We start from the raw sequence: 21,353 nt of genomic DNA, 5'->3' as shown, positions 1-21,353 counted from the left end.
TGGTACTTGGGGAATGTCGAACGTCCATTCGTAAGCGCGCGTTGGCAGCGAAGAATGGCGGCGAGGAATGAGCGAGGGGATGCGGCAAAGAAAAACGCCCCATCCTTGAAGGGATAAGGCGCAGGTTGATTATTTGTCCAGAACGACAGTCACGGTACGTACCTGGGTTCCGACACTCTTGAACGAGCCGTCCGGGTTGTCTCACATGCGGCCGTGACTGGTGATCAGATGACGGAAAACCACCGACTTGGCGTTGTGGCGAAAAGTGACACTGGCAGCCATGATGGCCACCAGTCGACCGCCTTCCTTGAGCATCGACCATGCATGTAGCACATGATCGATGTCGGCCTGGCGGGCAAACAGCGGGTTCATCAGGATGCGATCCACCGGTCCTGCTGGTCGAAATGTCAGGAAGTCAGACTGGACTGGGGAAAACCCCAGACTCTTCAGGACGTCGACATTGCATGCCTGCAGTTACACAGTGAGGACATTTCTGTGCCGACGATTGCCGCAGCTTCGATAGCGATATTTCCTATCCCTGCATTTGGCTCAAGCACCGTCATTCCCGACTCCAGTTGCGCTTCCTGAACCAGTGCCCCGGCCAGCGCAGCCAGCGTTGGGAAAAATCCGAAGTTCTCGGATCGCTCGAGGCGGTTATAAGTCCCGGTCTCGATGACACTTTCGATCAGGTCAGTAGGATCTTGTCCGAAGACGTGGCCGGTGACTCTCCGGTTCCATTTGCCACCCAGCGCAGTCAGCACCGCATCGACAAGCCGGTAGTCAGCCGCATCCAGCTTACGAGGGAACCGGACGACGTTGCCATCGATGGAGGCTTCAGCGAAAAGTTCGATCAAAGACAGGTCGGCAGTTTGGTCGGCTGGCGCCGGCACCTCTGCTGGCGCTGCCTGCAACGGCTCGCACAAAATTTCGGCATACGACGTCGCGATTTCCTCCCAATTCACTTCGCCCTGCGACTAGCTCAGAATCCAGATTACATTTCCCCGGACGCCTTCGCTCTGCTCGCTATCCTCGCGGGCGCACTTAACCTAAATTTTGCAGATAAGCGCGTTGGGCAGACCTGCCGGTTTTCACCGACGAAGTTCCAGATCTGATGATAGACCGATGCTTCCTGCTGAAGGTACAGACAGGCCCAGTAGGTGGTTGAGTTGACGTATCCGTTATACGTATCGGGATGGAATTTCTTGACTGGCTGTGATGCCCACAATGCTTCGAGTTCCAGCTGACGTACCTCCATTTTTTCTTCTGAGAGGTTGAAAAAGGCCTTTTGTGATGGCGTGGCAAGAGAAATATGAAATACGCAGGAAGATAAGGATGCTGCGGGAGAGGCTTGAACAACATCCCGGTCCACTGATAGAACCGGGGGAGGGTAAGACTGTTGGGTCAGTAGTCTAGTGGCGGTTGCCTGGCTTCAGACCAGTAGGAGTTCCACTTCGCCGCGTAAATCGCCACGACATCAGGATTGTTCCAGATCGCCATGGCGTTTTCGGCGTTCCGGGTAGCCGCACTTGCCGAATAATTGAAGCTGCCAAGCTTCATGTGCCTGCTGTCCGCGAGAACGAACTTATGATGGAAGATCGCATACTTGTCGATGACCCGGACCGGAATCCCGGCACTCACCAGGGTACCGACCGCATGCTTGCCCTTGCACGCGCCACGCTCGCCGCAGCCTTCCGCGAAATTGTTCCGGTAGTCGACGATGACCGCCACTTCGACGCCCCGCTTGTGCGCAGCAAGCAGAGCGGAAACCACCGGCGCAGAAGTAAAGGAATAGGCGGCGACGCGAAGCGACTTGGTGGACAAATTAATCATCTTCAGGACGATTTCTTCGGCACCTTGTTTGGGAGAGAAACCCACTTCGATCTGCTGGCCGGTCGGTGCCGCAATCGGCCGACTGCCTGCGAAAGAACGGATGATTTCATCCGCGCGGGCCCGCGAGAAATCTTTCGCCCAAATGGGACCGGTCACAAATAGCGCTACAAGAATGCTAAGACGATATGCTTTTATTGGGACACTTTGAAGGAAGGCGAGGCCTAAGTAATAGGCGACCGAACAACGGAAGCGATGCAGGGAACTAAAGATGGATAACGTAAGCAGCCGTAAGAAATGGAAGCCTTCACTTACGGCTGCAAAAGGGTATTTCCTAGTCGAACATGGTTTCCAGTTCAAACAGTCCTTCGAGCTGCCCCGCCGTAAGTGTGTTTACATCCACAGGAGCGGTTTGGTCAGAGTTTGGAGTTGGAAGAGCCGAACCCGATGGTCCAGAGGTTTGGGCCGGCTCAACAGATACTAAAGTGGGCGCAGGCGCGGGTATTGGTCCGGGGGCTACCGGGTGAGTAGACAGTGATGAAGCTGCCGGCGACGAAATTGACGACACCAGCACCGTATTCTGCATGTGCGCCGGGTCGTTCCTTGATGGCTCTTGCGCTAGGTGAACTAGAGAGCGAGTTGGTTTCGTCGCTTTGTTGACCGGGCGGCGCGTCGGCAGGTTGCTGCCCATCGCCATCTTGTTCGGCCGGCGGCCATCGGGGCGTCCCCCTGGCCCAGCCAATGCGGCAAGCATGGCCTCGTCCTGAAGTCCTTCTGCCTGACGGTCTAGGAGCCATTGGTAGAACACGGCGCGGATCAATGGCGTTTCGTGCCCGTAGGGGAGAACGGAAAGCGCCTCCAACATTCCAGGGCAGTTTTCCTCCGAAATTTCAATAGTCACTCGCCGTTTTGTTTCAGAAGGATCGTATTGCCTCAGGAACTTAGCCATTGGCAGCTACCTTTTACTGGACCGTGATGGCTGCGGCACGCTTGAGTAACTGCCCTTTGCCAAACCGACAAAACCCTTCTGCCACCGCCATTCTTGCGTCGGGAAGCAACATGATGTGCGGCCATTGATTTGCCAGGCTTGCGTAAATGATTTTCGCACCACCGCCGGCGAGGAGAATGCCGTCAATCTTTGCCGCTTCCGCAAAAAGGAGGGCATTTGTCTTGGTCATGATCTTCGATACGACGAAATTGGCTGCATCAGCCACTTCTGCCGTTACGTCCTTGATACCAAAATGTTGAATTTCTTTGGTGCGGAGTGATTCTTCGCAGTCGACCGGAGATGCATCGATACCTTTGGTGCTAAGAATGCGTGCCAGCTGCTCGGCAGCCAGGAAGATGCCTTCAGAAGATTCCGACTTGCGATCGATATGAACGCCTTCCTTCATCAGCAGGAAGTCTGTGGTGAAGTGGCCGACATCAATGACAGCCCAGGATTTCTTCCTGCCTTTTGGATCCTTGAAGCGTTCATAGACCGGTACGCCATTCGGAGCCAGAAAGAAGGAAAGATAGGCGCCCATAGGCTGGGACAACGCTTTCACGTCTGCATTCGGCAGGGCCTTGCGCGTCAGTTCTTCCAGTCGATCACGTTGTTTGCCATAAAGTGCAGCCGGGGTGCCAACGACAATGTAAGGAGTATCGAGGCCGATCACACCCATATGCTGGAGCCGTTTGATCGCCGACAGGACCAGCGCCAGGTATTCGGGGGTTTCGGTCCAATCATTTGACAAGCCAACGGAGGTGGCGGCGCCACCCTGCAGGCGAGCAGTGTCGCCGGTGAAGTATTTAAGCCCTTCCACAACGACGGTCTCAAGCTCTGCTGCTTGGATGGAGTTCTCATCGCTTAGATCGATCGCCAGACAGACCAGGGATGAAAAGTTGAGGTGATACGCCTGACCATTTGAAAATGCTACCACCTTCACAGCGCTGCGGCCGACATCAAGGCCTACGATGGTTTGATCGTACATTGAGACTCCCTTAATAATATTGCCAATATATAAACTGCCTGCCTACTGAAATCTGAACTTCTAAGTTCACTGCTCACTAGCGCGGTGGCACAAGCAAGCATTCCAAGACACGACTTGATACAGCGAGTTATAAGATGAATTTCAACATGTACTTATATGTTGAACTGATACATTGATATCGAAGTTGAAGTTCATATTTCACTCGTTTTCGTCGATGTAAGAATACGATACGTAACAAAGATTGACAATTATGGTCGATATAAATGACAATGCGTTTGAATTACTGCTTATGTTCCACCACCCCCTGCAACTTTCCTTAAACATATTGTGTTCCAACACCCCCCCAACCTTGATGAAATAATGGCCTCCGTGCCGGCTTGCCGGGAAAGCGCCAATGTCCTGGCCGAGTTGGTCATTTTGATCGACTCCCAGTTGACCCAAATCGACTATGCGCTCAACCAACTGCAGCCCGGAAAGACCGGGAAACTCCGCATAAACTGGTGGAAGAAACGTGGGAAATTGGTACCGTCTGTGGCGAAATGGATTTACGTAAAGAAGATCATGAAGTGGCGTGCCGAGCGGATCAACCTTGATTCGCTGGTGCTCTCCGTAAGATCTTCAGTGGAATTCAAAGCTGATGCGCCGGTGGTAAAAGAATTGATGCGCCGGACCAAAATGCTGCTTCAACTTCGCGCCAGGGCGTTACAAATAATGCAGAATTTTCAACACGCGTCTGAGCTACTCAACAAAGCCAATGCGGATAAACTGACGCTGCTTCAGTCTGATCTGAATGGTCTAATCGAAGCCTTGAAGAACCGAACAGATAGTCGTGACTCCGAGCCCGAGCCTTCCTCTCCCGTCTTGCTCGAAATGGCCCCTGAAGACGATGACTGACTTCCCCTTAGTGCTTTCCTTCCTCTCTTCCCTTTCACGATCTCCCAGCCGGGTCTGATGCATGGACCTGGCAGTCATCCTGACCCGTATTAAAAGCCATGGCTGGCCCATCTCTGGAACTGACTGGCTCGACTCATGGCGGGCTTGGCAATCTGACCCGCGTTATAAGGTCCGGGACTATCCTGGCTCCTGCGGAGTTGGGCCTGCCTCATCCAATTGATCGGCTGGCGTGCACTCTTCTTTCTTTGCCCAGTGAGGTAGCCGTTGACATGCTGGCACCGGATGTCCCAGTGGAATAAGTGGATGGAAAAGAGAGAGGTCCGCTGGTCCAGGGGATGGCTATCCAGAGACGCCGGTCACCGGGCTTTTTTTTCCTTTTGGTCATCTTGGCTGCTTTGGCTTCTGCGCACGCGGGCGAACTGCCGGCGGGTGCTGATCTGGCTTCCCCGTCCAACCCCTGTGCCCGACTCCTGTGATGAGCGGCCGACCACCATCCGTCTTATTCCACGCTCCCGGTTCAACTTCGTTTCACCATCCGCTCAACTGCCTGACCCGTGTCATAAGGCCTTGTCCCTGGGGCGAGCCTGCTGCGGTGCCCGGCTCCGGGATGGTACTGCTTCTTTCTGCAGCGAGGACAGGCAATCGAAATGATGAAAGCGAGGACGGACCAGCCTCTTGTCCGTCGTTCCGCACCAGCTTTCCTTTTGATCGGTCAGTCGGTGCGACACTTGTCCATGCGCGCGGACAGGGCATTTCCTTTGTCACATGGCGTAAGACGGCTGGCGCTGCTGGCCCCCAGTCCTAACTGCGCCGCGGCCCATTCCTTTTCTTCTTTTCCTCTGACGGCCCCGGCTTCCCCACTTTCCCGTCTTACATACCGGACTGTCCCCGGCACCGTCCCCAGTTTGGGTCGGCCCCGATCAACAGCGTCCCTTCCATCATCGCTTACCAGGTTCAACTACGTCTCACCTGCGCTACCTGGCTGACCAGTGTCATAAAGGTCTGTCTCACGGCCTGCGCCGGAGTACACAGCCTTTTCCTCGATCGCTCATCAGGTTCAACTCCGTTTTACCTGCGCTGAGTGTCTGGCCCATGGCAAAAGGCCCGGTCTGGCTCCTGCTACCTTCAACGTGGACCATGCTCTTTTTTCCCCGGCGCAAGCAGGGCCTCGCTTGTCCCTGCTTCCTTTGTTCGGTATGCCTTTGAATCTATCCGGGCCATACCTGGCGTTCGTCCAACAACAATGGGGAGGGCAAAAGCCTGCTGGACCAGTCGGCGTCGTTCTTCTATGCGGATGACATCTACACCTTGGCTACCCACGTCGCCGCGGCGATCGGGACGGCACTTTTCAATACTACTCGCGCTGAAACGTCGTTCCTGCCCTTAGTTCCGCTATGAAATTAGGGGCATTTATTTTTCCGCATGCAGCTAAGTCTAGTCCTGTTTCCCGCTACTGGAAAAGCGTTGCTTTGCGCATAATCTCTGCGTCGTTTCCGTGTGGAGAGTATTCTGCCGGTCAATGAATGTCACAAGTAAGCGCGTCATGTAAGGAACATTTACTCATAAGCATGCACTTTTATGACTATAGCGCCACAAAATATTTCGTTTGGACAACAATTCGGACTGCTGCGAAGTCATGCTAAATCACTGGCGCCATGGCCGCTGGGCTGCACCGTGCTTGTGATCCTTTTATGGCTCTGGGTCGGTGCGACGCTCCATCGTGAGAAGAAGGAGGTCAGGCAACGGGCAGTGCTGTCGGCGTCGACACAGGCTCATACCTACTCCGAGCAGGTCGACCGCAATATCGGACAGCTCGATTACATCTTGCAAAGCTTGCAATTCCAGTGGCGGGAAGATAGTGGCAGGCTGAATCTGGAAAAACAGTTCAATCCTGACCTGGTGCCGAAGGTGGCAAAGATTTCTATTACGATTTTTGACCGGCTTGGGATGCCAGTGACGTCTACCAATCCGGCGATCAACGGGAAAAAGAGCGTGGCAAGTGCTGAACACTTCCAAGCGCATATACCCCCGTCCAGCAATGGCCTTTTGATCTCCGAGCCACTTCGGAGCACGCTCACTGGGCGGGAGGTGATGATCCTGTCGCGCAGGCTCACTGCATCGGACGGCTCCTTCGGTGGTGTGATAATGGTCGCCATTGAACCGGCCTTCATTGCTTCTTTTGTCGATGAAAGCAAACTCGGCGATGGCGACTTTGTTGCCATACGCCGGGCGGACGGTGCTTTTCTTGCGACCAAAACTAACCACGGCCTCCGGTCACACAGCCCAAACTACATAGGCACAAACGATAGCGCAAGCCCAAGTGGCGTGAAATTTGCCTCGGCAGACCAGTACCTGGACGGCAAACCCCGGATCGTCGCATGGCGCGTTTCAGGCAATTACCCAATCAAGGCGATTGTCGGTTTGTCAGAAGAGGCCTTGATGGCGGAGTACGAACCGAGGACACGCGAACTCCATCTCGTTGGGCTAATCGGTACCCTGTTCCTGATGTTTCTCGGCGTGGCGGGCATGCGCAGCTCTGCCATTCAAGCCTGGCGCGCGCAACACGCCCGAGAAATCCATGAGGCATATCGGTTGGCCACCGAGAACGCCCGTGAGGGCTTCTATATGTTGCGGCCGCTGTTTGGCCGGAACGATGAAATCGTTGATTTCCTGATTGAAGATTGCAATGAGCGCGGCGCAATGTACCGCGGATTGCCTCGGGAGGCCCTGATCGGCAAGACCATGTCTGCCACGATCCCTGTCATTTCCCAGACCTATATGATGGCGGCCTGCAAGAAAGCGATGCAAACAGGGTTCTTTGAAGATGAAATCCGTGTGCCGGAGCGTGGCTCACGGCCCGCCCAGTGGCTGCAAAAGCGCATCGTCCGGTCCAGCGCAGGCCTTGCCTTGACACTAAGGGATATTACAGAAATCAAGTCCCATCAGGATGCGCTGATGCGAATGGCGAATGCGGACTCCGTCACCACACTGCCAAACCGACATTGGCTGATGCAGCACTTGCCGGCCGCGGTCGATAACGCCAGGTCCATGCATAAGCAGCTTGCCGTGCTGTTCGTCGACCTGGATGACTTCAAAAACATCAACGACACGCTTGGCCACGCCATTGGTGACGAATTGCTCAAGGCAGCCGCCTTGCGTCTCAAAGCCGTAATCCGGCCAGAAGACAAGGTTGCGCGGCTGGGCGGCGATGAATTTACCATCATTGTCGAAGCTGCCCAGACCCGTGAAGAAGTAGTGGCCGTAGCCGACCGAGTTATTGAGACGCTTCGTACACCATTTGTACTGGGCGATTTGGAACGCCAGCATTTCATCCATGCGTCAATCGGGATCAGCCTGTTTCCGCAGGACGGGCCCGACGGCGACACGCTGCTCAAGTGTGCCGACATTGCCATGTATGTCGCCAAGAACAGTGGGAAGGGAACCTATCGCTTTTTCGAGCCGAGCCAGGAGCGCCGTTTGGTGATGCGGTTGAATCGCGAGGCGGAACTGAAGCAGGCGATTGCGCGTGGTGAACTCATTCTGCACTACCAGCCACGGGTGCAGGGCGATACAGGCGAGATCACCAGTATGGAAGCCCTCGTGCGGTGGGTCCACCCAACCTTGGGCCTGATACCTCCCAACCAGTTCATCCCGATGGCCGAGCGTACCGGACTGATTGTGCCGCTTGGCGCGGAAGTGGTCCGCATGGTGTGCGAACAGCTGGCGCTTTGGAAAACGCAGGACCTGCAGGTTGTACCGGTCTCCGTTAATGTGTCGGCGCAACAGGTCGACACCGACACCATCAGTGCCATGCTGGCCACCGCCCTGAAGGCGAGTTGCCTTGATCCCAGATTGCTCGAGGTTGAAGTCACGGAATCAGCCACTCTCACGAAGGATGGCGCGGCTGTCACCGAACTGGCAGCGATCCAGAAAACCGGAATCAAGCTGTATGTGGACGACTTTGGCACTGGCTATTCCTGCCTCGCACAGTTGAAGCGTTTGGATATGGATGGTTTGAAGATTGACCGCGCCTTTACAGCGCAGATGCTCAACAGCCCCGCGGATGCCGCTCTCTTTGAGGCGATCGTCTCGATGGCACATGCGCTGGAGATGCGTGTGGTGGCCGAGGGTGTGGAAACAGATGAACAGCTTGCCGCGCTCCAGGTTTTAGGCTGTGAAGAAGTGCAGGGCTACTATATCTCCATGCCGGTCCCGGCCGCAGAAGCGGGTCTCTTGCTGCGTAAACGGTTTCTTTTCCCGGCTGCCTGACGCCCTTCCGGCACATTCCACCAGGTTCCATTTTCATGTGGCTCATTTCCCGAACATAAAGACTCCCTCGTTCAGGACGTAAACACAAGGGCGGAAACTTAGCCCCTTCCATGGAAATCACACAATGAAACTCGTTTTATTAACTCTCTTTGCGGCGATGTACTACGGCGCATGGTGGCTCCTGCAGCATCATCAGGAAACATGGACCTTCCTCATCTTCATCCCCTGCACCTTCGTGTTGTGTTTCCTGTGCTGTGGGCTTTTTTTGCCAATGGTTCCAACCCAGAAACAGCAATAGTGCAAATGCCGTTTCGCTCGTCCGAGGAAAAGGCCTGTGACAATGTGCTCGCTCCCGCAGCCGACCTTGACGTGAGCGCGTCGGCGCACAAGGCGTTCCAGCCGTTTCCCGACTTGCCGGATGATGATGCCCTCTCGCCTGAATTGCGGGAAAGCGCAACACCTATAGAGGACGAAACCGCGGCCGAGCCGCATAAGGGACAAAAAGAGCTTTTCTAAATTCGTCCCGCCAACTACCACCGACCCCTAGTGCCATGCGCTAGGGGTTTTTTCTTGACTAGAACGTTTGCACCGGCTGTGCATGCATGTAACGCATTTTTCTCTTCTAACTATAATGCATGATTCCAAGAGGCAATGCTGCCGCCGGCGGGCGTTTTCCCCGGCTTTGTTTTGTTTTGCCGATGACTGTTTGGCTGCTGTGCGCGGCGATCGTGGCATGCGCAACGATTGGTGCTGTCAACGCACAACCGGCGCTCATCGCCAGCACAAAGGTGTGGAGTGAGCATTTCCTAAGAGAAGGTAAGGGAACACGTGAACCTGCCGATGGATTGCTATGCAACAGCCGGGACGGGAAAACTTTCTACGATTGCAGAAATGCATTACCCGATGAAAATCAAGCGCTTTTGCCTTTATCGCTCAGAACTGCGCTTCTCACCCCATTCTTTTCTTATTCTGGTTATTAATGTGAGGAGTACAGTTCTGTTGAAAGGGACGCAGCGTTCCTATGCTGTACAAGTTTTGCCCCTGTGAACCTACCTGACTACTGGAGAGGCATCTGCCATGAGCGATCAAGTAATTTACCTAAGCATGGTGGATATTGTAAAGCGCGTTATCCGAGTCCAGACCAATGCTGAGCGGCTGATGAAGCCGACCGTATCCGAGCAAGAGATGCTCGATATGCTGCTTGAGATTGAGACTAGTGCCGCTTGGCTGCGTGAAAAGTTCTCAACAATGCTCACGGAAGAAGAGCGTACTGCCTATGCCAATTTCCGGCGTGAGCATGGTTCGGATTAGCCATAAGCGGCTCTGACAAATTTAAGCTTCTCACGAATGATCAAGTTGGCATGAGGCATAGGTGCTTACTTAACAGAAGCAGTCCTACAGCGACTTAGGTAATGCTCTGACTAGACCTCAGTGCCTGAAGCATTATGATAAAAGCTTATGTACCTCCCGTGATTGGTATTGCCCGCTGTGAGTTATCCAGCGGGCTTTTTTTGCCTGATAAAAATCGATTCTTGTCCAGGCTACTAGTAAGCCACTTGGCATGAAAATCGACATTCATTTTGCAAATGTCCCTTGGTTCCCGATAGGAGCCAAAACCATCGTTCCCACAAGAATGCCGAAATCATTGCAAAATGATCTACTAGTACGGCCGCGCCAGGTCCATGGTCCAGTAGGTGCGGTAGGTCGATGTGCTGTTGGCCACGCAAGCGGCGCCGATATCGACCAGGTTGGCGTTCATGATGTTGGCGCAATGGCCGGGGCTGGCTAACCAGCCGTCCACTACGGACTGTACGCTGGTCTGCCCAGCTGCAATGTTTTCGCCGTAGCCGCGCCAGGCGTAACCGGCGCCGGTGATGCGCTGGCCGGCATTGCGGCCGTCCAAGCTAGTATGGGAAAAATAATTATTGGCTGCCATATCGGTGGAATGAGCGCCGGCGGCGTTAAACAGGTTGGTATTCCAGGTCAGCGCCGGCGCTGGGCCGTAATAGGTAGTGCCGCAGCTGCGTCCGGCGGCACGTGCCTGATTGACCCGGTTCAGCATTTCCTGTTGGAAGTTGGGCAGGTTGCAGGTCTGGCGGGCATCGAGTGTGTCGCCTGTGCTAGCCGTAGTCGTGGTCGTGGCCGCCGTCGTAGTGGGTAGGTATTTGCTAGCCAGCAAATGCGGCGGCAGGCCAGCGCCGGTGGAGGCGGTGGCGGTGGCGGTGGCGGTCAGGGCCAGCGATGCGCTGACGATCAGCAATGGCAGGGTGATCTTCTAAGAGAACTCCGGTAGTTATTGAGCAAAGGACAAGCATCGCCGTTAGGAAATAAATGCCCGGCGAATTGACTGATGCTCAACAGCAAAGTTCAGCGCCCTGCGTTGATGTGGTCGGGTAGGGCGATAGGCGGCAATATTGCGGCGACACAAGGCAGAAAACCATCATGAATGCGTTGGCGCGATCCAGGCAACTCTTTTGAAGCTTGAGGAGCGCCTGGCATGGTAATCGATATTCATTTTGAAAATGTCGCTTGGTTCCTACGGAAGTCAAAACCATCGGTCCCACAAAAATGCCGAGAGCATTGCAAAGTGACCCACTAGCATTAGTACCAGCACCAAATTTAATAAGCCCGCAGCGCTAATGCCTGCTGGGTTTCATTGACGAAATAGTCGAAAATTTACTGAGGTTGCAATGGCAACTGAGATTGATAAAAAGCAGTAACGTTGCATTAAAGCCAACATATATTGGTAGGGCTTGTGTGGAAGCGCACTTTTGCGCAGTGCGCGCGGGATTAGTCGGTGAGTGCCCGTTAGCTGCAAAACCCCGACAACCGGCGGCAGGGTTCCCAAGACAATACCTTCCCTGCGCGGCCGGCATTCTTATAAATCACAGAAATCCCCAACCAGCCAGATGTGCGGCAGACCACTTGGCGCATGTCATGTACCCGACATACCATTCGAGTACTATCGTCCCCATGTGGTTTCGGAGAGAGACAAAGTTTTCAGAAGGAAAGGCCACATCCACCGGAGCTGGCGGTCGGCATTAATACCAGCACCACATTCCTTGTCCCAGCCACCAGGCTCGTGGTTGTACTAGCAGCCTACTGGGACAACAGTCGAATTGTTTGATGCGATCGATATCTGATCTCGACCATATAGTAAGACTACAGGCGTATGACCATACACTAAATTGGAGTGGCCCCCGCTTCATGCCTCAATAGTATTCGTCACTACGGCATCAGGCTCTGGGGTCACACCATTGCGCAAAATCTCCTGTATCGCTCACCGCGGCTCACAAGGCTGCGGTTTTTTTCTGCCTAGCCATATCCCCTGTATGGCGGCTTCTTCGTCAGTGCCGTCACTTGTGGCGAGAAGCCGCAAAGATAATCCAAAGATGCATCCACCGGCGCGCTCGTTCTTTTTCTTCGGGAGAGCCTGCCGCTGCGACGCGACTGAATCGTTCGACTGCAATGGCGGCCCGCTGCGCAGCATAGGCCCTGCGCTCATCGATATTGCGTCTTGGGTTAGGGCTTGCCTTTGGCAGTCTACTGGTGTCCATCACGCTCTTCGTTTTAGATCGAGCCTTACTGCCGAGTTTGGCGGAAATCAGAAAAGAGGAAAAATTTGATGCTTCAAAAACCGAAGGTATAGGCGCACAAAAGCCCGCGCTTGGCGGGCTTCTTCTACAGGGCTGCCGAGCTACTTATGCAGGGTTGCTTCTGGCTGACTTGCGGCGCGATGCGGCGAAACCAAGCAGCCCCAACCCAAGCAGCGCAACCGTAGTTGGCTCAGGCACTTCTCCGTTGCCTCCACCACCAATTTCACCAGTCGTGTAATAAACGCTGATGTGGGAAATCTGATGGGCAGTGCTGTTGCCAGACAAGTCAAAAGGCGGCTTCGTGAACGGCGTGGAGTAAGCGCCCGAACCGGCCGGGATGGACAAGAGATAGGCAACAAGGTTAGTCTGCGCGCCGTCCTTAAACACAAACATAAGGTTGCTGTAAGTACCTAAGCCTGTGTAATTATAAGACGCGTTGTCACTGCCGAAGTTAAAGAGGCTAGAGGAATCGCTCGCACCGCTGAGCTCATACTTACCGTCAAACGACCAATTACTCATTCCAAAGAAGCTCTCCACATTGACCGTATAGGTTGATGCCGGTGGGCTCACGCTATCGTTTGCTTGGCCATCGAGCGGTTGCAATATAAGACAATCCTTGGTGCCAGTGAGCAAGCCACGCAAATCATAGTTTCCAGTTGCATTGGCTCCAAAACAAGATGCTGTGGCTGCCACCGCGGCCCCGTTCAGCACCATGGCGGCAGCGCATCCGATTACAGCCTTGGACAATACGGTTTTAAACATTGTTATCCCCCTTATAGGACAGCCCACGAAAAGCCTAACGTATTGCAATATAGGCAACATTTATGCCAATAAATGATTACCCTTAAAAAACAATTAGTTAAGGAAATATAATTTCAAAATTTCATGATGAATGTAAGAAATGCTGACAGACGGGGTTGCTCGCGATTGACCGTAGAGACGAAAAAAGCCCGCACTCGGCGGGCTTTGATGGGGCCGATGGACTGCTTATGCGCTCTTCCTTTTTGCTGCCTTGCGGCGGGATGCTGCAAAGCCGAGCAGACCGAGGCCCGGCAGCGCGGCTGTGGCGGGTTCGGCACTTGGGCCGCAGAGCCCGCTGCGTTGTCATAGTAAGTTCTAAAAGTTAGGTTGTAATTGCTCCAGCCACTTGTGCTGCCAGCATAGAGTGCATGCCGTTGCTGTAAGAGCCTAGTTGTCTCCAAGCTCGATCGGCTGGGCCGGGATGCGCATGACGTCGGCGGCACCATCAAGCTCCTGGCTTCCCGCAGTATCAAAGTCATTGTCCTGCAGCTGGGCGCGCTGGACCTGACTTCACCAGCGAGCAAGATGATGTTGACGACACTTGCCGCCGTCGCCGAGCTCGAGCGCGATCTCTTGGTGGAGCGGACACAAGTCGGATTGCAGCGGGCGAAGCAGCAAGGCAAAACGCTGGGCCGACCCGCAACCACTACGGCCGAGCAGCGTGCCGATATTCTGGCCAGGCATAAATCTGGCGCCTCAATCAGCGAGCTATCCCGGCTGCGTGGCGTGTCGCGTGCGACAGTAATGCGCATTGCATGGCCAGAAGGCGCATAATAAAACCAGTCGTCTGACGAGGGCGGCTATCCTGGAAGTTATCTTGGCCGCTGTGGCTTACTACCCGCAGCGGCTTTTCTTTTACTGTCGTCATCGAGATTGGTCTGGAGTGACAGCGTTAAGCGCTATTGGTGTACTTCAAAAACACGGTTTTTGACCACCATAACATTGCATTAGGCGCAATCGGACGCCTCAACAAACGACAGGAGGAAGCATGAATACGAGGATGCGGGGGAGGCAGAAGGCGGCCGCGTTGGCCGCACTGCTGTTGATGTCATGTTTAAATGCCAGCGCCGCCGGAGGGTCGATCGAGCGCGGACGTTACTTAGCAAAGATAGGCGGATGCAACGACTGCCATACCCCGGGCTATGGCCTTTCCGGCGGTCAGGTACCGGAAGCGCAATGGCTGGTGGGCGATCAGCTCGGCTGGAACGGGCCCTGGGGCACAACCTATCCGTCCAACCTTCGGCTATTCTTCCAGAAAGTGTCCGAGTCGGAGTGGCTGAAGATGGCTAGGGAAAGACAGTTGCGCCCACCGATGCCCTGGTTCGCACTGCGGGACATGAGCGATGAGGACCTGTCATCGCTGTACCGTTTCATTCGCACTCTAGGCCCGGCCGGCGAACTGGCGCCGGCCTATTTGCCGGCCGGCGTGGAGCCCAAAGGCCCGGCGATCCGGTTCCCTCAGCCGCCAAAATGATCGCGGCAGACATTCAACTCGGAGCATGGGGTGATGAAGCTAGTTTGTTAGCATGATCACCAGTGCCTCGACTGGGCAAGGGGAGTGATTGAACATCGAGGCACGTACAACCAAGGGCCTGGTTGGCTCCGGTCGCCGCTTCACACGATTATCGGATTTTGTTGATCTTTCCCTTCCTTTCGTGGGACCGGCAACAATACCCAGTATTGGACACGCGCTACTAAGCTGTCTCCCTCAACGTGACGTTCATAGCCATATAGCGTCATTAGGGGCTCCTGCATATCCGGCATCTTTATTGGGTGCGGGTTATATAAGGGCGGCACGATGTCGCGCGGCCCACCTTTGGCTTTCAGGTCTAGCAGGCGTGCCGCCAGTTGAATGACGAGAATCTGTTGTGATGCGCCCAGCTCTCAAAAACAAGATGCCCAGTGTAACGGGGAAGCGTCAAAAGCTCTTCCATCCCGAGTGCAACCCCGTTCTGATAAAGACACATGAGCCTGAAGAGCATGCCATTCAGACTACCGCAGGTAAGTTCCGCTGTATGGGTCACGCAGCAGTTTTAGTTGTATTACGCAACCCATTGCGTGCTTAGTACATCTCCGTGTTATGGCTAACATTTCCCACATTGCAAAGCTGAAGGGCACTTGCCCAAATCCAACTTGGTGCAATACTAGCCTTGATGCGGAAGTGCACAATGAATTTGCCTGCCTGACGAGGGTTGGCAATCTCTCGGAAGGCATCTTGGCCGCTGCGGGTCATTGCCTGCAGCAGCCTTTTCTGTGGTCGATCCATGACAGGATAATCCTACATGGATTGAGGCGTTTCACTGACTTTCCCTCGGCCCCCGATATCCCTAGTATGTGAACTGTCTCCTCCATCCCTCCCCTGGAATGGATTTAAGCCCGCTGCGATTATCCCAGCGGGCTTTCTTTTGCCCTTTTCATGCTGCACTGCATGTAGACAAGGTTGCGTTTTAAGTTCATTATCCGAGCACAAAAATCCATGCCTTGAGCTGGGATCGGAGAAGACAGGGAAACCCGCATCGGTAACGATCGCGGGTTTTTTCTTTGGACAACAAAAAATTGAGCAAAAAAAACCCGCTTACAAGGAGCGGGCTTAAATCCATCCGTTGCGGAATGGAGGAGACAAGGAGAACTATAAGCAGTTTCTCGCCATAAAGAAAATTACCTGTGCCCATACCTGTCATACGTTTTGTGAATGACAATTAAGGTCTAAAAGGAAATAGTTATGGGCAGCTATATATTATGTGATAGATCGACATACAGCATGACAGTTGCGAAGTCTGCCCGGAACTGCTTTCATGAGGGCGTTTCCAATTTCCGGTGACTCCTGCTTCTTGTTGCCGCTATGTCGGCACCAGGTATGTCTGGACAGTTAGCCGTCGAGTCACGCTTGCCTCCTCGGGGTTTCCCTCTTGGCCGTAGACCGTAGGGCCTGTAGCTTTTCTTTCCCAAAAACAGCGATAATGCGCCTGCGGTGTGCCAGCTCAGGCACTGAAATGGTTGACCAAGCACTCGACGGTGCCAAGGACCGGAATTAGCACCGGTTGCCGCCATTGCCTAGCTTGAACTGACGCATACTACTAACAAGGCACCACGACCTTGCCCAACGGGCCGCTTTATCTTGCTCGACTATAGATGTTGCCTAACTTAACCTCATAACCGCCAAGTTCATGCGACGTATCGCGTACGCCTTTCGCTGATAACCGTCACGCTGTGCCATTTTCATCTTGAATTTGGCTATTTCCTTCAGCTTAAGCTCGATCCTTCGCTCAAGGCTTCATAAAAAAAGCCCGTCGGCATAAAGTTGCATTAAAGTAATTTTTTAGTTGGAACCGCTTTTTATCAGAGTTGTCACACTCGCGTAACCCGCCACCTCTATGATCTTGCCATCCGTAACACATGCCACCGATAGGCGTGGGGGTGGAGAGGTAATCCGGGCGATCAGACCATTCCCGGTTTACCAACCAGATATACCCTTGTCAGGGTCCGCCATTTCCAGAGCGGTCTTAGCCACCTGGTTTCCTGAAGGGAAGCGACATGACACAACCTTCTTCTTTCTACAATGTAATTACCGGCATGACAGAAAACCGCATCAAAGAATTGATTCAGCATGCGGAAGACATAGATGCTCGAGAACTCCCTGTTGCTGAGACGAGTTCGTATTTTCGGGCTCATGCAGTTACCGTATATTTAGCTTGGTGTGATATTACAGATGGGTTTCGCAACGTTGAGGACATGGAGCGTCTGGAAGCACTTACGAATCAAGATACGCTAGCAGTAGGTCTGTCGGATTTCTGACGCACCTATGAATGCCATCTATGGGGTCATGGTCTCCACCTGGCGTATCACCTAAACTTGCGCGTAGTGAACTGCGGTGCCATCCTCGGCGTTGATTTGGTGAACGTGCAGCGTTATCGGTGCGCTCGTCGTACGCACCAGTTGAGGATCGAACAGCGGCGCCAGCAAATCGCGCGGAGAGGTCGGTATCGTCATGTCGAGCAGCCTAGCCTAGCGTACATTGCGGCCGAACATGCCGCCTTGTTGTTAATCCCCAATCATCAGATTGCTGGTATAGCAAGGCTCTTGCTCCAGATTTTCAGGAGTAAGCATCATTGCGGCTGGAACAATCATACGCATGAGATGGAGGCAAAGCGGGACCGAAAATGCAAAAATAAGAAGCATCTTATATGTAATGGCCTAGACTTCATCGAGCAATAACTGTCAGATCTAATCTAAATTTTAGCCCGTCAAATGATCTGGGTTCGGCTACAAGCAGTCCTTCAACAAACGAAAGTAGCCGTCCGCTTAACACAATATTGCACACCCTCACAGATTTGAGTTCGAAACGACAACATGTGTTCGACGAAGCGACCGTCTTTTTGCCAAGCATTGGTTTTTTTAAATTATAACTATAAATAGCAAGTGCTGACCCATATCTCGCGGCGCGTCGTAGCCACGAAATTGCTCGCTACCGCATTGGTACCGTCGAAGCTGCAATCAGGACGGGTGAAGGCATTCAGGCCGCTAGTCCGCAGCTATTATTCTGTCAATTAACTTTGAGAGACGACTGTAGTGGCCCATTTTGGGAAATAAAATCTTTTTCTTGGCATTGGGTGTAGGGAGTCGAGACATCTGCGAGTGCCCGGAGTAGGTCAGAAGCGCCAATTTTCATCAGGCTGCACTAATCTAAAATCCTGGGTTCTCCTACAGCGATTCCTTGGGCAAAGTCGATGCCGATACTGCGGAGCATTTCTAATATAGCCTCATCTTCGACGAATTCCGCCACTGTCTTTATGCCCATTACATGGCCTATTTCGTTAATGGATGCCACCATCGCCCGATCAACATTATCTCTGGAGAGCTGTTTGATAAAGCTGCCATCAATCTTCAGGTAATCCACAGGAAAATTTTTCAAATAGGAAAACGAAGACAGGCCCGTGCCAAAATCGTCCAAGGAAAAAAGACAACCCATTTTCTTAATTTCATTGACAAACTTTTTCGCTTTTGGAAAGTTGCGTATCGCAGCAGTCTCGGTAATTTCAAAGCAGATGCGCGTAGGATCAACTGCGTGGCGTTGAAGTTGTTTCGCAATAAACGGAACCAGATGATCATCGTTGAGCGATCCGCCCGATAGGTTGATTGACAAGCAGTGAGACAGTATCGGATCAGGCGTCTCGCAATCTGGTTGTCGCTTCCTATGCGGTTGGCTCATATAGCGAAAGCAAGTTTCGATGACCCACTTGTCTATTGCCGGCATAAGGTTGTAACGCTCGGCCGCGGGGATAAAGGCTCCAGGTGGAATGATTTCGTTGTCTTCTCCCAGCATTCGAATAAGTACCTCTGCATGCGCGCTAGTGCCGTCTTTGAGGCTCATGATTGGCTGGACACAGAGCTTAAAATTATTCTGCTGTAGTGCGTGGTTCAGCCGGGCGATCCACTGCATTTCCCGCTGCCGTTGCACCAGCCTGATATCGTTCGCTTCAAAGACATGTACGCGATCGCGGCCTTGTTCTTTTGCAAGGTAACACGCCTTGTCAGCACAGGCCATTACCTCGGTAACTGATAAGCTCTGTGCGGTCACAGCCGCGAGGCCAATGCTAATGCTTACTTCAAGACGCTCGTTATTCCAAAAAAAATGAAAGTCTTTGACTGCTTGGCGCAACTTGTCGGACAAATACTTTGCTGTCGCAAGTGAGCAGTTTCGCAGCAATACGGCTAACTCATCACCGCCGAGCCGAGCAAGCGTATCACTGCCGCGCATGAACGATTGCAACACCGAGGCTAGCTGCCTGAGCAATTCGTCACCAGCGCCATGGCCGCATAGGTCATTGACCACTTTAAACTGATCAAGGTCCAGGAAGAGAAGCGCATGGACTGCATCCGATACCTTCGCATTAGCGAGCGCCTCACCAAGCTGTACTTCGAACTCGCGCCTGTTGATCAGGCCAGTCAGCGTGTCATGGCTTGCTTGCCATGACAGCTCGTGTGTCAACTGACGTTCATGACTGACATCATGGAGTACCAGAACGGTGCCGAGAACGGTCCCGTCATGGGAATAAATCGGCGCCAAAGAGTCCGTGACGGCGATTTGCCTCCCATTGCGCGAAACCATGACGGTATCGGCGGGGATAGAAACGGCTCTTCCACTAGCTAAACACCGAGCAACAAGGTTTTCGACCGCCTTGCCATTTTCTTCGCTAGTTAAATGTAACACCTCTTCAACCGGCTTTCCGACTGCCGTTTCAGCCGGCCAGCCAACCATATCTTCTGCAGCCCGGTTCAGTTGAAGCACAAGGCCGAGGTTGTCAGTAGTGATGACGGCATCGGCGATCGAGTGTAGAGTCGTTTCGGCAAGATCCCTCTGTTCCGCTAAAGCAATTTCAGTATTCTTCTTGGAAGTAACGTCAGCGAGAATGCCGAGTGTGCGTTCGGGCTGCCCGTATGTATCCGCGTACACTTCGCCTTTTGCTTCGATCCAGTGTACTGACTGGTCCGGCCATGTAACGCGATATTCGATGTGATAACGTTTTTGCTGCTGTATGGCGTTCTGGAAGCTATGCCAAATTCTTCCTCTATCCTGCGGATGAATATAGCCAAGAAACTGATCAAATGATGACTCAAAAGGCTCTGCACTGAAACCGAGAAGGCTAGCGCCCTGACCGGACCAATAGACTTTGCCACTTTTAATTTCGGATTCCCATAGGGCCATTTTTGCAGCCTCAACTGCGAGGGAGAGATTTTCGTGAAGCCGTTTTTGTTCTGTAATATTCCAGACAATACCTAGCGTTCGAACTGCGGCCCCATTTTCGTCAGTCTGAACTTGCGCTTTGACGCATAACCAGTAAATCAGTGTATCGTCGCGTTTTATCCGAAACTCCAACTGGTATTCGGACATGACCCCAACCGCTGCCTGCTGGCTCTCGTGAACTGTTTTGCGATCTTCGGGATGCACCATTGCAATGAAATCGGCATATTTCTGTCGAAACAGACGTCCCTTTTTGCCGATAACTTCACTACCTGTGCCCGTCCACAGCACTTCGCCTTGAGTCACCTGTCCATTGACAATGGACGCCTCCCACACGGACATTTGTGCCGATGCGATTGCTTGTGCCGTGCGGGAGAATTTTCTTCTCGTTAAAGACATAGTGGATGTGCTGCAACGTACTAACTTTGGATGTCAATAGTCTGTCTTGTGTTGAAAGCGCTACTTCCTTTTAAGGTCGGTTTTGAACGCTAACAGACAGATGCCCTAAGCAGCTATCCATAGCGTTGATGACCGGCTAGTCAGAGCATCGTTGCTCGTTCAAGCTTAGACCAGCCAGCAGTTGATGTTCTTTAAACTTAAAACGTCGGACGTCATTCTGGTTGCGTGTTAATGAGGCTTTGCATATTTTGCGACGCCCGTCACATCAATAACAATGCAACGTTCATCGCCGACTATCCACGCATCATGACCAGGCGGCATGTAAAAAAAGTCGTTTGGCCCATATTCAAGCTGTGAGCCATCATCCATCTGCACCACCATCCTGCCTTGAAGGATCAACCCGGTATGGGCGGCTTTACAGGAGTCCGTCCCGGCAATCGGCTTTACGTGCTGACTCCATTTCCAACCCGGCTCGAATTCTCCCCGGCCAATAATGTGGTCTCCCAGTTCATAAATTTGCATTTTCCCCTTGCTGTCAACAAATGGCCTGGTTTCATCAGGCTGGGTAGCAGGCTTGCGGACCAAGCTGTGTCTTTCAAGTATGGCACTCATGATTTTCTCCTTGCTAGAAGAAATATGCTCGATTCCAAAAGTAAAGTGCAACCGCATGAAAAGCGAAGCCACTGACCTGATTGGCCAGATAGCTTGGACGGCTACCTAACCAGGATAGGATAAGCAGTCGTAAGGTCAAGCATGCTAGCCGGAAAGGGACAGCAAGAGCAGTTAACAACCTTTTGAGTAAAATAGCTGGTCAGCGAAGGGCGCGAGTTGGCCATGGATTTCCTTTGGCAG

Annotated in this window: 18 protein-coding genes and 1 pseudogene; 8 read left to right on the top strand and 11 right to left on the bottom strand. The window is 53.0% G+C overall.

Annotated elements, in window-relative coordinates:
* Positions 1 to 201 precede the first annotated feature (201 nt).
* The 6 genes from KTQ42_RS20235 to KTQ42_RS20210 form a co-directional block, all read right to left on the bottom strand.
* A complete protein-coding gene (locus KTQ42_RS20235) occupies positions 202 to 387 on the bottom strand; it encodes a hypothetical protein (protein WP_217347400.1) in 186 nt (61 codons plus the stop codon).
* Between the two features lie 59 nt (positions 388 to 446).
* A complete protein-coding gene (locus tag KTQ42_RS20230; protein WP_217347399.1) occupies positions 447 to 962 on the bottom strand; it encodes a hypothetical protein in 516 nt (171 codons plus the stop codon).
* 29 nt (positions 963 to 991) lie between these two features.
* A complete protein-coding gene (locus KTQ42_RS20225; protein WP_217347398.1) occupies positions 992 to 1,369 on the bottom strand; it encodes a hypothetical protein in 378 nt (125 codons plus the stop codon).
* A 32-nt stretch (positions 1,370 to 1,401) separates the two neighbouring features.
* Complete coding sequence (locus KTQ42_RS20220; RefSeq protein WP_217347397.1) at positions 1,402 to 1,986, bottom strand: phospholipase D family protein; 585 nt, start codon at positions 1,984 to 1,986, stop codon at positions 1,402 to 1,404.
* A gap of 175 nt (positions 1,987 to 2,161) precedes the next feature.
* Positions 2,162 to 2,776 (bottom strand): hypothetical protein, encoded by a 615-nt coding sequence (locus KTQ42_RS20215; RefSeq protein WP_217347396.1) that lies wholly within the window; start codon positions 2,774 to 2,776, stop codon positions 2,162 to 2,164.
* A 13-nt stretch (positions 2,777 to 2,789) separates the two neighbouring features.
* Positions 2,790 to 3,800 (bottom strand): ParM/StbA family protein, encoded by a 1,011-nt coding sequence (locus tag KTQ42_RS20210; protein ID WP_217347395.1) that lies wholly within the window; start codon positions 3,798 to 3,800, stop codon positions 2,790 to 2,792.
* A gap of 360 nt (positions 3,801 to 4,160) precedes the next feature.
* Here KTQ42_RS20210 and KTQ42_RS20205 point away from each other — a divergent pair, with 360 nt between their 5' ends.
* The 5 genes from KTQ42_RS20205 to KTQ42_RS20185 all read left to right on the top strand — a co-directional run bounded on the left by KTQ42_RS20205 (position 4,161) and on the right by KTQ42_RS20185 (position 10,274).
* Positions 4,161 to 4,694, top strand: coding sequence for a hypothetical protein (locus KTQ42_RS20205; protein ID WP_217347394.1), 534 nt, complete (start codon positions 4,161 to 4,163; stop codon positions 4,692 to 4,694).
* 1,578 nt (positions 4,695 to 6,272) lie between these two features.
* Positions 6,273 to 8,963, top strand: coding sequence for an EAL domain-containing protein (locus tag KTQ42_RS20200; RefSeq protein ID WP_217347393.1), 2,691 nt, complete (start codon positions 6,273 to 6,275; stop codon positions 8,961 to 8,963).
* Between the two features lie 201 nt (positions 8,964 to 9,164).
* On the top strand, positions 9,165 to 9,479 hold the full coding sequence (locus KTQ42_RS20195; protein ID WP_217347392.1) for a hypothetical protein: 315 nt from the start codon (positions 9,165 to 9,167) through the stop codon (positions 9,477 to 9,479).
* Between the two features lie 119 nt (positions 9,480 to 9,598).
* On the top strand, positions 9,599 to 9,943 hold the full coding sequence (locus tag KTQ42_RS20190; RefSeq protein WP_217347391.1) for a hypothetical protein: 345 nt from the start codon (positions 9,599 to 9,601) through the stop codon (positions 9,941 to 9,943).
* Positions 9,944 to 10,040: 97 nt separating this feature from the next.
* Complete coding sequence (locus tag KTQ42_RS20185) at positions 10,041 to 10,274, top strand: hypothetical protein (protein WP_217347390.1); 234 nt, start codon at positions 10,041 to 10,043, stop codon at positions 10,272 to 10,274.
* Between the two features lie 349 nt (positions 10,275 to 10,623).
* On the opposite strand, the gene KTQ42_RS20180 is transcribed toward KTQ42_RS20185, so the two are convergent.
* Both KTQ42_RS20180 and KTQ42_RS20175 read right to left on the bottom strand, forming a co-directional pair.
* Positions 10,624 to 11,223 (bottom strand): CAP domain-containing protein, encoded by a 600-nt coding sequence (locus tag KTQ42_RS20180; RefSeq protein ID WP_249223017.1) that lies wholly within the window; start codon positions 11,221 to 11,223, stop codon positions 10,624 to 10,626.
* A gap of 1,441 nt (positions 11,224 to 12,664) precedes the next feature.
* Positions 12,665 to 13,321, bottom strand: coding sequence for a PEP-CTERM sorting domain-containing protein (locus tag KTQ42_RS20175; protein WP_249223016.1), 657 nt, complete (start codon positions 13,319 to 13,321; stop codon positions 12,665 to 12,667).
* A 435-nt stretch (positions 13,322 to 13,756) separates the two neighbouring features.
* Here KTQ42_RS20175 and KTQ42_RS20165 point away from each other — a divergent pair.
* The 3 genes and pseudogenes from KTQ42_RS20165 to KTQ42_RS20155 form a co-directional block, all read left to right on the top strand.
* Positions 13,757 to 14,134, top strand: a pseudogene (locus tag KTQ42_RS20165) (recombinase family protein); the annotation flags it as partial.
* Positions 14,135 to 14,348: 214 nt separating this feature from the next.
* On the top strand, positions 14,349 to 14,834 hold the full coding sequence (locus tag KTQ42_RS20160) for a cytochrome C (RefSeq protein WP_217347388.1): 486 nt from the start codon (positions 14,349 to 14,351) through the stop codon (positions 14,832 to 14,834).
* Between the two features lie 2,060 nt (positions 14,835 to 16,894).
* Positions 16,895 to 17,155 (top strand): hypothetical protein, encoded by a 261-nt coding sequence (locus KTQ42_RS20155; RefSeq protein ID WP_217347387.1) that lies wholly within the window; start codon positions 16,895 to 16,897, stop codon positions 17,153 to 17,155.
* A 51-nt stretch (positions 17,156 to 17,206) separates the two neighbouring features.
* Here KTQ42_RS20155 and KTQ42_RS20150 read toward each other — a convergent pair whose 3' ends face one another.
* From KTQ42_RS20150 to KTQ42_RS20140, 3 genes are all read right to left on the bottom strand, one after another.
* Entirely contained in the window at positions 17,207 to 17,350 is a 144-nt protein-coding gene (locus KTQ42_RS20150) for a hypothetical protein (RefSeq protein WP_217347386.1), read from the bottom strand.
* A 688-nt stretch (positions 17,351 to 18,038) separates the two neighbouring features.
* Positions 18,039 to 20,501 carry an EAL domain-containing protein gene (locus KTQ42_RS20145; protein WP_217347385.1) on the bottom strand — a complete coding sequence of 821 codons (2,463 nt, stop codon included), beginning with the start codon at positions 20,499 to 20,501 and terminating at the stop codon, positions 18,039 to 18,041.
* A 228-nt stretch (positions 20,502 to 20,729) separates the two neighbouring features.
* A complete protein-coding gene (locus KTQ42_RS20140; protein ID WP_217347384.1) occupies positions 20,730 to 21,113 on the bottom strand; it encodes a cupin domain-containing protein in 384 nt (127 codons plus the stop codon).
* Positions 21,114 to 21,353 lie beyond the last annotated feature (240 nt).

It is taken from the genome of Noviherbaspirillum sp. L7-7A, assembly GCF_019052805.1.
Classification (GTDB): Bacteria; Pseudomonadota; Gammaproteobacteria; order Burkholderiales; family Burkholderiaceae_D; genus Noviherbaspirillum_A.
Note: the sequence above shows the minus strand (reverse complement) of the source record. Positions and strands in the feature narration are given on the sequence as shown.